Below are 13,825 nucleotides of genomic sequence, written 5' to 3' on the forward strand. Positions count from 1 at the left end.
ACTGAGTTATGTCTTCTGAAAACAATCGAGTAGAAAATGAGATAAAAGTCTGGCAGTCCAAGGAAGAAAAATTAAAATTTATTTTTCAGAACAGCCCGAATATAGAACGCTCTTTTGGCATAGAGAAACTGAAATTTTTTAAGATGCTGCTTTTTAAATATGAAAAGACGAAAGCCGTAGATGAAAAAATAACTCTCAGGTTTCTTAAGCATGAATATAATAAATTGAAGCATCAAGTTTATCCCAATATAGTTGTTAGGCTTGTAAATGAAGCGTTTAGTGCTGTTGCTTTTCAAAGGATAGATAAGAGAGATTATCTTAGAGATCTGGAATTAAACAAGAAAACTTTAGAGGAACAGCTTATAAAATGCGGTTTTCATGAGGCTTATGGCAAAGTATTGGCGAATATGCAGGAACAGCTGTTAAATTTTACTGTTCCTGTTTCTTATCACATCTCAGAAAATGAGCGGCTTGAACATTCCCTGAAATTTGTAAAAGATGCGCAAGGGGCCTACCAATTTGATGGATTCAGATCAATTCTTCATACAGATTCATCGCCATCCAGTCGCAGCGTTCACTACTTTAAGAATGAAAAATCTGAAGACTTTAGTGCAGCTGAAGCATACGAAATGCTTGCGGGAAGAGCAGTTCTAAAAAGCGGAACATGGAAACAGTTTAACTTCAACGACAGGGATCTTAATGACAATTATAGAATGCATGAATTTCCAGAATCGTATGGATACAATGTAAGCGATGCTTTAAGGACTGTTCCTCTTAAAAATGATGACTATGAGACATTCGAATCCCTGGTCGATTCTTTGAAAAAGGGAAAGAGGGAAGAAGTTGCTTTTATGATACAAGGGAGAGAAATGAAGGTTTTTTTGGAAGCAAATCCACGGTTTAAAACCTTGAATTTTTATAATGACAGAATGCAGAAACTTAGTCTGGCAGAAATTAAAAGCGGCTGTAAAATTAGCCCGCTGCTGAAACCACAGCACAATATTGAGACTCAGACCGCAAAAAAATCTCATCATATGTGATGTTTATTTATCTTATAGAGTTATGGAAAATCTTAAGCTTTTATCGGGATTTTTTCAGGCAATTGAAAATGATTTCAGAATCAGCACAACTCACATTGCAATTTTTGCCGCCCTGCTTCAATTTCGCGCAAACAGGAATTTTATAAATCCAATTCAGGCATACAGTATTGAAATCCAGAATATCGCTAAGGTTGTATCTCCAAAAACTTATCATAAATGCATGCGCGAATTAGATGATTACGGTTATCTTATTTATGTCCCGACAAAGAATAAGAACAAAAGAAGCAGTGTTTATTTTTATCTGGAGTAAGCTTTGCGGCAATTTTTTTGGAATGACGATGATCTTTTTAAGTATATGATTTAATTTTTTGTAACGCATTAAGCCGGTATTTTATGGAAGAACTTATAACAAAAGACGATTTAAGGCAGTTTGGACTTTTAATGACCGATACAATCCGTAATGCGGTTTCGGAAGCTTTTAATGCAGAAAATATTGAAAGGGAATCTGAGTGGCTGAAAAGTAAGGCTGTCCGCAGGATGCTCGACATTTCTGCCGGATCTGTTCAGACTCTTAGAACATCACAAAAAGTACGTTTTAAGAAAGTGCTTGGATCCTATTATTACAATAGAGAAGATATTCAAAAACTTTTTAGGGATGAAAAAGACTAAGAAATTAAAAGAAAGCAATATCATGGAATATCTTTCAGTTTATATTGCTGATCCAAAGCTTAATGTGTGGCATTTGTCAATTTTAACGGCAATATTAGGATTGGGTTACAGACAGGGGCAGGGTAGGAGGATACAAGTCAGCCGAAGTAAAATTATGGAAATGGCGCATGTAAATACACTACCCACTTATCACAAATATTTTAAACAGCTGCAGGATTTAGGTTATATTAAATACAGCCCGTCTTATCATCCGGGTTATAAAAGTGTAGTTAAACTATATAAAAAGAGGCTATCTCAGAATTGTTGAGATAGCCTCTTTGATTTTAATTACCATCTAAAAGCAAGTTTCAAGAAGTTATGTTGTATTTCTTTTTAATTACCTGGATTTCTTTTTCAAGTCTTCCGAGAACCGCTAAATCTGGTTTTGAAATCTTGGAAGCGTTTTTGTTCAGCTTTTTATTCAGAATTGACATTTCACGACCGATTGTAGCCTGCTCAGTTATAGCATATGCCTCCGTCTGTTTTACCGATGCATGACCCAGCAGTTCTTTAACTACATTAATAGGGACGTTGTTATTTAATGTCACAGTGCTTCCAAAAGTACGGCGGGCCATATGCGTGTTTAATGTAAAAGGAAAGCCGCACAAGACTGCCACCTCTTTTAGATACTCATTCATTTTCTGGTTGGATGAAACAGGAAGCACGGTTCCACGCTGGATACACAGCGGGTGCTCTTTATATTTTTCAACTATTTTCAGTGCTTGGGGAAGAAGAGGTACATTAAATGATGAGTTTGTTTTCTGCCTTTCGGACATAATCCATAGATTTCCATCAATGCCTTCTTTGATATCAGTTTTCTTTAATTGATAAGCGTCTATGTAAGCCAGGCCAGTGTAGCATTGGAAGACAAATACATCCCTTACGACATTGAGCCTGTCAGTTGTGAAATAATGACTTTCAAGTTCGTACAATTCCTGTGCGGTGAGTGGTTTTTTTACCAGTTTTGTTTTACGTCCCTTAAAGTTCTTAAATGGGTCCTTGGTGATTAATTCCTTATCAATGGCGCGGATTACAATCTTTTTGAAATTTGCAATATACTTTAGGGTTGTGTTGTTGCTGCAGTCGCGTACAGTTCTAAGGTAAAACTCGAAGTCCTTTACAAACTCGAGATTCAAATCCGCAAATTCAAGATCGTGCTTTTTTAGCTTGAATTTTATAAAAGCAGTCAAATGGTTTTTAGTAATGGTAAACCGGTCAAGGGTGCCTTTTGCATAGCCTTTTCCAAGAAGTGCCTCCATTTCATCATTATGCTTTTGAAATTCTTCGAGCACCTTAATCTTTGGCGCTGTCCTTCCCAGAACCTCGTCCATAATTTTCTCAGCGGTTATGGTTTTGCCGCTGTACATCATTTCGGTTTTGATTTCATTGATTTTTAAAGTCAGCGAATCCAAAAAGAAGTTCAGCGACTTTGCATCTTCCTTTGAGCCGACCGCTCTTTCGAACCTTTGATCCCATCGTGTATTATCCCATTTTCTCTTAGTTGAGCTTTCCTTACGGATACCGTCAACAGTTATTCTGAAATATACGATCCATTCTTTACTTTCTATTTTGGGTCTTTTTAAAAAGAATCCCAAACCAAAACTGCTTTCCAACATAATCCTACTTTTTAAATTAATAAATGTAGAATAATATTACTATCAAATCAAGTCGTTAATCTCGTTAACCCCTATGATATAAGGGATTTTAGCTGTTTCTGGTGCACTTTTCAGCGCGCCGGAAAGTGCACCGATTCTGCACCTTTAATTTTGTGAGGATTTATAAATATTGAAAACAGGCCTAAAATAAAAAAAACCTGCAAATCGTTGAATTTGCAGGTCTTCAGACATTTTTTGTGGCTTTTTAAAAAGAATGAAAACTTTAAGTTTTCCGCCTTTTAGGCCTTTCCGTGGGGAGAGCAGGATTCGAACCTGCGAAGTTTTCACAGCAGATTTACAGTCTGCCCTCGTTGGCCGCTTGAGTATCTCCCCGATCTCAGCGTTAATGCGCTTTGTTGTTCTAAGCGGTTGCAAATATATAAACGTTTTTGATGTTTACAAACAAAAAACGCACTTAATTTTAAGTTATTTTAAAGTTATTTTTTAATTCGTTGGAATTGAATAAAATAAAAAAGATCCAATTGTGATATTTGTTTGAATTATTTTAAAAAATAAGATTATTCCTAGGTGATGATTATGGTTTTTTTGTTTTTAATTCTGGGATTCTTAGTTCGCAGCAACGACTTTTGCTGGTAAAGCAAGAACAAAAGTTTAGAAAATGTAGTGTAAATTGTTGCAATTTATTTTACAAAAATATTTTGATGAGTATGTTTTAGTTATAATGTCTTTTAATAATAGTTTTTTAAAGCCGCTATTGCATTATTTTAATAAATGCGAAATAAGTAGAGCCAGATTCATTTTAATTAGCATAAGCGTCTTTATGCTTAAAAAACTAGAACTCTATCTGATTCCAAGTTGTTTCAATTATTATAAAACAAAAAAAAATCTCCACGAGGGAGATTTTTTTATTTCATTCTGAAAATTATATTATTTAGCTAAAAGCTCTAATATTTTTGCTTTCAATTCAGGGCCTCTTAAGTCTTGAGCAACCACTTTTCCTGACGCATCAAGAATAAAAGTTGCCGGAATAGATTCTACTCCATATTGTTTAGCAATTGGCTCTTCCCAGAATTTTAAGTTAGAAACATGCGTCCATGTTAAACCATCTTTTGCGATAGCTTCAGTCCACTTGCTTTTTTCTTTATCTAAAGAAACACCAATAATATTCAATCCTTTTGAGTGTAGTTCTTTATATATTGCTACAACATTAGGGTTTTCCTTTCTGCATGGTCCACACCATGAAGCCCAGAAATCAACAATAGTAACTTTGCCTAAGCTTTCTTTAAGCGAAACTACTTTTCCTTCCGGATTAGGAGCTGAAAAATCTGCTCTTCAGTTTGGGCTACCAACAGGAGCTGCTGACGCACCAACTGCAGGCATTTTTGCTTGACCTAATTTTGCTTTAATTTCTTTTCCAGGAGTACTGTTTTTCAAAGACTCATCTAAAGCATTGTATAAGCTTTCAGTCTTTTTAATATCAGCAGTTGGATCAGCAACCATACTTTGAATAATCAAAGCAGAGATGTAAGCTTTTGGATGACTTTCAGCGTAAGCTAAATATTTCTTTTTAGAGTTTTCCTGAACTTCAGTTTGTAGCGTCATGTATTGTTTCATCAAACCATTGATAGTTGCTGTATCTTGAGCTTGTTGAGCTTGTTGCATTTTTTGAGTGTTCTTTTTCTGAAAATCAACTAAGCTTTTTTGAGTTTTAGTTAAATCCTCATTGAATTTTACATACTCATCATTGTTGTAAGTTCCAGAAACTTTAGATTTATGAATACTATCTTTATCAATAGCAATAGAAATTTCTCCTGTTTCTAATATAAACGGAATTGGTCCGTTTGCACCCTGAAGGATCAAAGTATGAAAAGCTGGTTCAGTTACTTTTCCTTTTATTTCGAATTTTCCGTTTTCAACTTTTACTGTGTCAAGAGATACTGCCATCTTTGTAGTAGGATCCTGACCTTGAAGAATGATTGTTTTTCCGTTTTCAATACCTGTTGCTGTTCCTGTAATTAGGTATTCTCCGTCTTTAACTTTGCTGCATGAAATAATCGCTACAGAAGCAGTTAGTAAAAAAAGTATTTTTTTCATTATAAAAAATTAATTAGTTAATTGATTTGTGCAACAAAAGTATCTAAAATTATAAAACATACAGAATTTTGTAACCTAAAATTTTGTTATAGTTTTTTTTAGTTTAATTCGCATCTAATCAGCATGTTTATTGACTTGATTTGATTTAAAACTCTTAATTATATTGTTATTATGAATCTAAATAGATAATTTTTTAATTTATACGCATAAAAAAAGCACTCTTTTAAGGGAGTGCTTTTGTAAATATTTTGGTATAAATCTATTCTTGATTTGTTTTCTTTCTCCAGGTAAAAGAGTTTAGAATGTGTCTTTTTGCGAATCTTCCAGGAGAATCAGCATTTACCATTTTTACGTAAGTTGCTTTAGGAACACTGATGTATTCATAAACACTTCCGTTAGAAAAATCGATGATCAAACGACCTTCAACAAATTTATAATCTGTAATTGATGAAGTTGCGATAGTCTCTGTATATTCCGGTAAATTTGCTTTAATCGTCTCAGGATTAATGCTTACCAAAAAGTGATAAGCTTCAATGATAGCTTTACTTTTTTCTTCTGCTTCTTTCAAACCTGCGTCATCACCTTGAAATTTATCAGGATGAGCTTCTTTCATCGCATTACGATAGATTGTTTTTAAATCTTTTAACTCTGCAGTTTTGTCTACGTTTAGTAACTTGCGGTATTCAACTATTTTTTTCATAAATAAGGTAACTACTTGTCTATTAGTTTGAAATTGAAATTAATTGTTCAAAAGACAAATTTTTTGCAAAGGTACACTTTTTTTTAACTTTTTAGTTTTGAACCAAAAAATATTCGAAAAATATGTAAAATATTGATTCTGAATACTAAAAAGAATATTTGTATTCGTTTAATAATAAGGAGCTATTTCCCGCTATCCGTTGCAATCTTTTATGCTGAACCCCAGCACAAAAGGATTTCCACTTCTATCGGGGCTAGGTTTCAGTATTCATGAGATATTTAGTTTTTAAAAGTTTTTACCACAGAGCACACCAAGTTTTTTTATGCATAGCTTTAAAAATAAACACAAAGTTCACAAAGCTTTGTATTGAACCAGCTTTGCGAACTTTGTGTTTTTAAACGTAACATGAGATAAAAATCTTGGCGTTCTTTGCGGTAAAACTCTCATTTCAACCCGAAACCAAATATATTTTACTGCAAAGCACGCAAAGTTTTTACTCTTAAAAAATTTTATATAAACGCAAAGTTCGCAAAGCTAAGTATTGAACCAGCTTTGCGAACTTTGTGTGTTTTAAACATAACATGAGATAAAAATCTTAGCGTTCTTTGCGGTAAAACTCTCATTTCAAACCGAAAGCAAATATATTTTACCACAAAGCACGCAAGTTTTACTCTTAAAAATTTTTATATAAACGCAAAGTTCGCAAAGCTAAGTATTGAATCAGCTTTGCGACTTTGCGTTTTTTAACGTAACATGAGATAAAAATCTTAGCGTTCTTTGCGGTTAAATTCTCATTTCAACCCGAAACCGAATATATTTTACCGCAAAGCACGCAAAGTTTTTACTGTTAAAAATTTTTATACAAACGCAAAGTTCGCAAAGCTAAGTGTTGAACCAGCTTTGCGAACTTTATGTTTTTTAAACGTAACATGAAATAAAAATCTTAGCGCGCTTTGCGGTAAAATTCTCATTTCAAACCGAAAGCGAATATATTTTACCGCAAAGCACGCAAAATTTTTACTCTTAAAAATTTTATATAAGCGCAAAGTTCGCAAAGCTAAGTATTGAACCAGCTTTGCGAACTTTGTGTTTTTTAAACGTAACATGAAATAATAATCTTAGCGCGCTTTGCGGTAAAATCTCATTTCAAAACCTGAAACAAAATCTTATTTATCCTCAGATTTTTGATTGGCCTTATGAAAGTTTTTAGATTTCTTAGGATATTTATCATAACTAATATCACTCGGATTTTCTATAACAGATTTAATAGTAATCAATTCACCTAAAGTATGGTTAGCGTGTGCGATTTTATAATCTAAAAGATATTCACCACAAAAATAATTGTTGTTTTCATCTTTCTCCATGATGCCGGTATAAACCCCTTTTTGCAACATTTTTTCTTGTGAATCTTTAGACATGACTTTTTTATTTTAAAATTGAAGGTACAAAGTTAATCAATTTATGTTTGTTTTAGGGAGTTTTAGACAATCTGAGTATATTTGCACATGCAAAAAAACTTCAAGCCACATCCTAATTCGTTCAAAAATACGTTTTGTGTTTTTCATGAAGTGCTGCCAAATGAAATAGAAGGTTTAAAGAAACAGTTTGAAAGCAAAGCCGGAAGTACCTATTATTATACAGAAACCGGAATGTATCGCGTTTCAAATCATTGGGGAAGACTCGCAAACAGTAAATGGCGTTTGGTCGCACGTGATCCTGAAACTGAATCAAAAACTAAAATAGGTTTTGCAGGCTGGAACGAGTTTTATCCGGATAATGCCGAAGAAAAGTTATATTATATTGAAGCCGATTTTGACAATAATACTGTAACGTATCAGCATAAAAAGAATCCGAAATATGATGGAAAACCTGTTTTAAGAACGAGTATTGAAACCACCAAACGAATCAAACAAATCAGAAATCTGCAACAATTAACTTCATGGGCAAAACATTTTGATTATGAAGATATAGATGATTTGCGAAAACAAATAATCACCGAATTGATTTACAGCGAGAAAACTTTAGACGAAATTAAAAGAGAAATATAATGGGACGCAACAACGAAAGGAATATCAAAAAGCACAACGACAAATTGCACAAAGCCCAAAACAAAGTAAAGCAGGCTGAAATTGCAAGAAAAGAAAAGTTGAAAGAGATTATTAAAAAGTTCAACGAAGACAAAAAGGAAGAAAAATAAAAATAGTTTCAGGTTTCAAGTTTTTTTTAGTTTCTGGTTTTCGAACTGAATAACTTAAAACTTAAAATTTACCGCAAAGCTCGCTAAGAATATATTATTGATTATGTATGGAATGCAAAGTTCGCAAAGCTTTGTATTGATCAAGCTTTGCGAACTTTGTGTTTTTTATAAGACCTTAGAGATTAAAAACTTTGCGCGCTTTGCGGTAAATTCTCATTTCAACCTGAAACTTGAAACGTGAAACAAAAAACAACAACAATATATTATGAATAAGTTCGAAGATTTAAAAGTAAGTGTACAGGAAATTATAGATTTAATTGCTGCAAAAAATAATAGAGAAGCTAATAACAAATTGCTTGAAGTAAACGAAACTTTAGACGAAATGTTAGATCATGCTGAAGAAGACGAAGACTTAAGAGAAATAAGCAGATATCAGGTTTTATTGAATCAATTACACGTTAAAATTAACGGCGAAGAGCAAGTTGATGGAGAATAAAAAATGCTTTTGTGATACTGGTTTGCTGTTTAAAGACTGCTGCGGATTGTATCTTGAAACCAATCAAAAAGCACCAACCGCTTTGGCTTTAATGCGCTCGAGATATTCGGCTTATGCAATACATAATGCCGATTATCTTTTAGAAACAACCCATGTTTCTGAACGAAAATATTATTCGAAAGCAGAAATTTTAAAGTGGGCGACAAGCAACAAATGGCAAAAACTGGAGATCTTAAGTTTTACCGATACTACAGTCGAGTTTAAAGCTTATTTTCTGGATTTAAACAATCAGCCACAAGTTCATTATGAGTTTTCGACCTTTAAATCCGAAAATTCTGCCTGGTATTACGTTGACGGAAAGTTTGAGTAATTAATATACTTCTGGCTAATTTGGGCTAATTTTATTCAAATACTTTAACTAAAAATTAATAAACGTTTCTTTTTTCGTAATTCTAAAATAGCGTAATTTTAGAATTATGAAAAACGAATTTAAAAAAGGTTTTTATTTTAAGACATACGAAGCCCCATTTCAGTCTCCGTTTGATAAACTTTTTGGGATTTTCAAAGAGCTGATCACCCATACTTCGGGCGATTTTGATGAAGCTATAGACTGGCTTCGGGAGTTGGATAAAGAATATAAACTTACCGACGAAAACTACACAATCGATGATTTTATCGAAGATTTAAAAAAGAAAGGTTACATAAAAGATGAGGTTAAAGAAGATGGAACTGGCGGTTTTGGAATCACTGCTAAAACAGAACGTGCCATCAGGCAACAAGCTTTGGATCAAATTTTCGGAAATCTAAAACGTTCCGGAGCAGGAAATCACAAAACAAAACATGCCGGAAATGGAGATGAACACACCGGAGAATTTCGGGAGTTTAATTTTGGAGATGGTTTAGAACGTATTTCGCTGACAGAAAGTTTACGAAATGCACAAATCAATAACGGAGTAGAAAGTTTCATGCTGACCGAAAATGATTTGGTGGTCGAAGAAACGCAATACAAAGCTCAAATGAGTACAGTTTTGATGATCGATATTAGTCACAGTATGATTTTGTATGGTGAAGACCGAATCACTCCGGCCAAAAAAGTAGCAATGGCTTTAGCCGAATTAATCACAACACGCTATCCAAAAGATACGTTGGATATTTTGGTTTTTGGAAACGATGCCTGGACAATCCCAATTAAAGATTTGCCGTATTTGCAAGTCGGACCGTATCATACTAATACCGTTGCAGGACTTCAATTGGCAATGGATATTCTGCGTAGAAAACGAAATACGAACAAGCAAATTTTCATGATTACTGACGGGAAACCAAGTTGCGTTCGCGAGCGCGATGGTTCGTATTATATGAACAGTAACGGACTCGACGAATATATTGTAGAAAAATGTTATACTCAGGCGCAACAAGCTAGAAAATTACATATCCCGATTACAACCTTTATGATTGCAAATGACCCGTATTTACAGCGTTTTGTCAATCATTTTACCGAAGCCAATCAGGGAAAAGCATTTTACACCGGACTAAAAGGTTTGGGCGAAATGATTTTTGAAGATTATGAAACAAATAGGAAGAAACGTGTTAGATAGTTCTTTTAGTCTCAGTCTCAGTTTGCAGCTGTCACGCTGAGCGGAGTCGAAGCGGTTTTTGACAACGCATATTCTAGAGACGCACAGCATTGCGTCTTTCGCAAAGTTGCCAAATGGTGATTTGTAAATGAATTTTTAGACATCGCATATCCGTAGAGACGCACAGCGGTGCGTCTTGTCACAGTGAAGACTGCTGTGCGTCTCTACGGAAAAAATAATAAAAACAACAAAATAGATATTTCATAAAAATGGAAATAAAAAACATAAACACATTAGGTCAATTAAAAGCCGAAGGATATAAAAGTATAAGTATCAAAGATGAATTGCGAAATAATCTTCGTGAGAAAATAAAATCGGGAAAACCTGTTTTTGAGGGCGTTCATGGTTTCGAAAATACTGTAATTCCAGAGTTGGAACGCGCTATTTTGTCTCGTCATAATATTAATTTATTGGGACTTCGTGGTCAGGCAAAAACCAGATTGGCTCGTAAAATGGTAGAATTATTAGATGAATATATTCCGTTTGTTACGGGATCAGAAATCAATGACGATCCGTTAAATCCAATTTCTCGTTTTGCAAGAGATCTTATTGCAGAAAAAGGAGATGAAACCCCAATTTCATGGTTGCATAGAAACGAACGTTTCTTCGAAAAATTAGCAACTCCGGATGTTACCGTTGCGGATTTGATTGGAGATGTCGATCCTATAAAAGCTGCAAATCTTAAATTATCGTATGCAGATGATCGCGTAATTCACTTTGGGATGATCCCAAGAGCGAACCGTTGTATTTTTGTAATTAACGAATTACCAGATTTACAAGCCAGGATTCAGGTTGCGTTATTTAATATTTTGCAAGAAGGTGATATTCAAATTAGAGGTTTTAAATTAAGAATGCCGCTTGATATGCAATTTGTATTTACAGCAAATCCGGAAGATTATACCAATCGCGGAAGCATCGTAACACCTTTAAAAGACAGAATTGGTTCTCAAATCTTAACGCATTATCCTGAAAGCGTTGCAATTGCAAGAACTATTACAGAACAGGAAGCGAAGCTGGATGAAACACAACACAAACTGGTTCATGTGCCAGGTTTGGCTAAAGATATTCTGGAGCAAATAAGCTTTGAAGCTCGTGAAAGTGAATATATTGATAATAAAAGCGGAGTAAGTGCCAGAATGAGTATTACGGCTTACGAAAATTTAATGAGTACTGCAGAACGCCGTGCCTTAAAAGCCGGAATTGATAAAACGACGCTGCGTTTGTCTGATTTTATCGGAATCATTCCTGCCATTACCGGAAAAGTAGAATTGGTTTACGAAGGAGAGCAGGAGGGAGCAGCTTTTGTGGCACAAAATCTAATTGGCTCTGCGATTAAAACATTGTTTCCAACACTTTTACCTAAGATTGAAAAACTGGAAAAACCAGATGCTAAAACACCATATTCTGATTTGATAGAATGGTTTTTTGCCGAAAGTGGTTTTGAATTATTAGATGATGCGTCTGATGAAGAATATCAAAACATATTAGATGAAGTAACGCCTTTAGATACTTTATTAAAAAAATATCAGCCACAATTAGATAAAAAAGATCAATATTTCATGAAAGAATTTATTTTATGGGGATTGGTAGAATATAAAAAATTAAGCAAAGATCGTTTTGCACAAGGACATCAGTTTAAAGATATGTACGGAAGTTATATTAGTAAGTTGTAAATTATTAATTAATTTTCATATACCATATATCAAACCCGACAGGTTAAAAAAACCTGTCGGGTTTCTTGTTTTATTTTTCGTGTAGTTTGTCATCTCGACGCAAGAGAGATTACACCAGTAACTCTACAAAGACTGACTATTTTGATTGTGTCCCGAAGCTTCGGGATAGTGTGATTTCTCATTCTTCGAAATGACAAGATTGTATCAAACCCGACAGTTTTTTTTAACCTGTCGGGTTTATTATTTTATAAAAACCCCATTGCTATTTTTATTTCATCTACCTTGCTACGTTGGCTGCATTTGCAGTTTTCCCAAAACAAAAATGGAAAATAGTTTCGAAGATTTGATTGCGAGTTATATTGAAAACAAAGTTGGAATATCGGAGCATTTTTTAAGCCCTGAGCTGGCAAATCATTTAAAACAAAATTTACTCGATTTAAACGAGAAAAGTTTATTGCAAGCAGCAGGAATTGGCAATTCAGAGAAACTTTCTTACGACGGGGCGATCAGGAGCGATTCGATATATTGGTTAGACAAAAAGCATAATAATGTATTTGAAAATGAGTTTTTTGATAAAATTGATGCCTTTATTCTTTACCTGAACGAAAGCTGTTATACCGGAATTACCGGTTACGAATTTCACTATTCCTTATATGAAACCGGAGATTTCTACCTGAAACATTTAGATCAGTTCAAAAATAATCCAAGCCGAAAATATTCCATGATTAGTTATCTTAATAGTAATTGGCAGGAAAGCGACGGGGGAGAACTGATGATTCATCAGGAAAACAACAATCAGAAAATATCACCTACTCAGGGTAAAACAGTTTTCTTTAAAAGCAACGAATTAGTGCATGAAGTGCTGGTTACGCAAAACACGAGAATGAGTATTACAGGTTGGCTAAAGAGTGATTAATTTTTAGAATATAGAATATATAATATAGAAGATAGAATATAGAGGATAGAAAAAAGAGAGTTTAACCGCAAAGAGCGCTAAGATTTTTACCAGTATTACGTTGAAAAAACACAAAGTTCGCAAAGCTAGTTCAATACAAAGCTTTGCGAACTTTGTGTTTTTGTTAAACTGCTTAATTAAAAAAAATCTTAGCGCGCTTTGCGGTAAAATCCTCATTATAAGTATTTTTAAATCTAAATAAGTTTTTTTTTTAAACAATTATTGAATTTTATATTGATATATCAATTATATTTGCATCAAACAAAAAGATATGAAAATTGAAAATCCAACCGGAACAGCTCTTTATTCAATAGAGAAAGCAATCAAGGAATATCGAAAGCTGGCACAAAAAAATATTAGCAAAGTTGTAAAAGATATTACAGTAGATCAATGTCTGGTATTAATTATACTAAATGATAATCAGAATATTTCTCAAAACGAATTAGCGAATCTTGTATTTAAAGACAATGCTTCAATTACAAGAATGATCGAATTAATGGTTAAAAAAGATTATTTAACCCGAACCATTCATATGGAAGATCGAAGAAAATTCAATCTCAAAATTACCAATAAAGGGATAAAAACGCTTGAACTAATAGAACCGGTTATTCAAAATAACAGGCAAACAGCACTTGATGGTTTATCGTTAGAAGAAATAACATTATTGGACAAAACACTCCAGAAAATAATCATTAATTGCAAAAATAAATAG

The 13,825-nt window shown here is 33.8% G+C and carries 16 protein-coding genes, 1 tRNA gene and 1 pseudogene; 12 read left to right on the forward strand and 6 right to left on the reverse strand.

Going from position 1 to position 13,825, the window contains the following annotated elements; all coding sequences use genetic code 11:
- Positions 1-8 precede the first annotated feature (8 nt).
- The 4 genes from ASF10_RS21310 to ASF10_RS21325 all read left to right on the forward strand — a co-directional run bounded on the left by ASF10_RS21310 (position 9) and on the right by ASF10_RS21325 (position 2,016).
- Positions 9-1,040, forward strand: coding sequence for a hypothetical protein (locus tag ASF10_RS21310; protein WP_056253941.1), 1,032 nt, complete (start codon positions 9-11; stop codon positions 1,038-1,040).
- A gap of 22 nt (positions 1,041-1,062) precedes the next feature.
- The gene (locus ASF10_RS21315; protein WP_056253943.1) at positions 1,063-1,350 is read left to right on the forward strand and encodes a hypothetical protein; all 288 of its coding nucleotides are present in this window, start codon (positions 1,063-1,065) and stop codon (positions 1,348-1,350) included.
- An 83-nt stretch (positions 1,351-1,433) separates the two neighbouring features.
- Positions 1,434-1,709: a hypothetical protein gene (locus tag ASF10_RS21320; protein WP_056253946.1), complete on the forward strand. Its 276-nt coding sequence runs from the start codon at positions 1,434-1,436 to the stop codon at positions 1,707-1,709.
- Positions 1,696-2,016 carry a hypothetical protein gene (locus ASF10_RS21325; protein ID WP_056253948.1) on the forward strand — a complete coding sequence of 107 codons (321 nt, stop codon included), beginning with the start codon at positions 1,696-1,698 and terminating at the stop codon, positions 2,014-2,016. Before ASF10_RS21320 ends, ASF10_RS21325 begins: the two co-directional genes overlap by 14 nt.
- 40 nt (positions 2,017-2,056) lie before the next feature.
- Here ASF10_RS21325 and ASF10_RS21330 read toward each other — a convergent pair whose 3' ends face one another.
- The 6 genes and pseudogenes from ASF10_RS21330 to ASF10_RS21360 all read right to left on the reverse strand — a co-directional run bounded on the left by ASF10_RS21330 (position 2,057) and on the right by ASF10_RS21360 (position 7,576).
- Entirely contained in the window at positions 2,057-3,364 is a 1,308-nt protein-coding gene (locus ASF10_RS21330) for a site-specific integrase (protein ID WP_056253951.1), read from the reverse strand.
- Positions 3,365-3,655: 291 nt separating this feature from the next.
- Positions 3,656-3,736 (reverse strand) — tRNA-Tyr (locus ASF10_RS21335).
- Positions 3,737-4,291: 555 nt separating this feature from the next.
- Positions 4,292-4,678 (reverse strand): annotated as a pseudogene (locus tag ASF10_RS24285) (peroxiredoxin family protein); the annotation flags it as partial.
- An 18-nt stretch (positions 4,679-4,696) separates the two neighbouring features.
- Positions 4,697-5,458, reverse strand: a complete 762-nt coding sequence (locus tag ASF10_RS21345; protein ID WP_056253957.1) for a DUF4369 domain-containing protein — start codon at positions 5,456-5,458, stop codon at positions 4,697-4,699.
- Between the two features lie 259 nt (positions 5,459-5,717).
- Complete coding sequence (locus tag ASF10_RS21350; RefSeq protein ID WP_056253960.1) at positions 5,718-6,158, reverse strand: KTSC domain-containing protein; 441 nt, start codon at positions 6,156-6,158, stop codon at positions 5,718-5,720.
- A gap of 1,166 nt (positions 6,159-7,324) precedes the next feature.
- The gene (locus ASF10_RS21360; protein WP_055091562.1) at positions 7,325-7,576 is read right to left on the reverse strand and encodes a hypothetical protein; all 252 of its coding nucleotides are present in this window, start codon (positions 7,574-7,576) and stop codon (positions 7,325-7,327) included.
- A gap of 87 nt (positions 7,577-7,663) precedes the next feature.
- On the opposite strand from ASF10_RS21360, the gene ASF10_RS21365 reads away from it, so the two are divergent.
- The 8 genes from ASF10_RS21365 to ASF10_RS21395 all read left to right on the forward strand — a co-directional run bounded on the left by ASF10_RS21365 (position 7,664) and on the right by ASF10_RS21395 (position 13,825).
- Positions 7,664-8,206 carry a hypothetical protein gene (locus ASF10_RS21365; RefSeq protein ID WP_056253963.1) on the forward strand — a complete coding sequence of 181 codons (543 nt, stop codon included), beginning with the start codon at positions 7,664-7,666 and terminating at the stop codon, positions 8,204-8,206.
- Positions 8,206-8,355 carry a hypothetical protein gene (locus ASF10_RS24390; RefSeq protein ID WP_099708336.1) on the forward strand — a complete coding sequence of 50 codons (150 nt, stop codon included), beginning with the start codon at positions 8,206-8,208 and terminating at the stop codon, positions 8,353-8,355. The genes ASF10_RS21365 and ASF10_RS24390 overlap by 1 nt, the downstream gene beginning before the upstream one ends.
- A gap of 265 nt (positions 8,356-8,620) precedes the next feature.
- A complete protein-coding gene (locus tag ASF10_RS21370) occupies positions 8,621-8,851 on the forward strand; it encodes a hypothetical protein (protein ID WP_056253966.1) in 231 nt (76 codons plus the stop codon).
- Positions 8,841-9,221, forward strand: coding sequence for a YchJ family protein (locus ASF10_RS21375; RefSeq protein ID WP_056253969.1), 381 nt, complete (start codon positions 8,841-8,843; stop codon positions 9,219-9,221). The genes ASF10_RS21370 and ASF10_RS21375 overlap by 11 nt, the downstream gene beginning before the upstream one ends.
- A 106-nt stretch (positions 9,222-9,327) precedes the next feature.
- The gene (locus tag ASF10_RS21380) at positions 9,328-10,446 is read left to right on the forward strand and encodes a vWA domain-containing protein (RefSeq protein ID WP_056253971.1); all 1,119 of its coding nucleotides are present in this window, start codon (positions 9,328-9,330) and stop codon (positions 10,444-10,446) included.
- Between the two features lie 248 nt (positions 10,447-10,694).
- Entirely contained in the window at positions 10,695-12,158 is a 1,464-nt protein-coding gene (locus tag ASF10_RS21385) for an AAA family ATPase (RefSeq protein ID WP_056253974.1), read from the forward strand.
- A gap of 322 nt (positions 12,159-12,480) precedes the next feature.
- Positions 12,481-13,074, forward strand: coding sequence for a 2OG-Fe(II) oxygenase (locus tag ASF10_RS21390; protein WP_056253976.1), 594 nt, complete (start codon positions 12,481-12,483; stop codon positions 13,072-13,074).
- A gap of 310 nt (positions 13,075-13,384) precedes the next feature.
- Positions 13,385-13,825 (forward strand): MarR family winged helix-turn-helix transcriptional regulator, encoded by a 441-nt coding sequence (locus ASF10_RS21395; RefSeq protein ID WP_056253979.1) that lies wholly within the window; start codon positions 13,385-13,387, stop codon positions 13,823-13,825.

Source organism: Flavobacterium sp. Leaf82, assembly GCF_001422725.1.
GTDB lineage: Bacteria > Bacteroidota > Bacteroidia > Flavobacteriales > Flavobacteriaceae > Flavobacterium.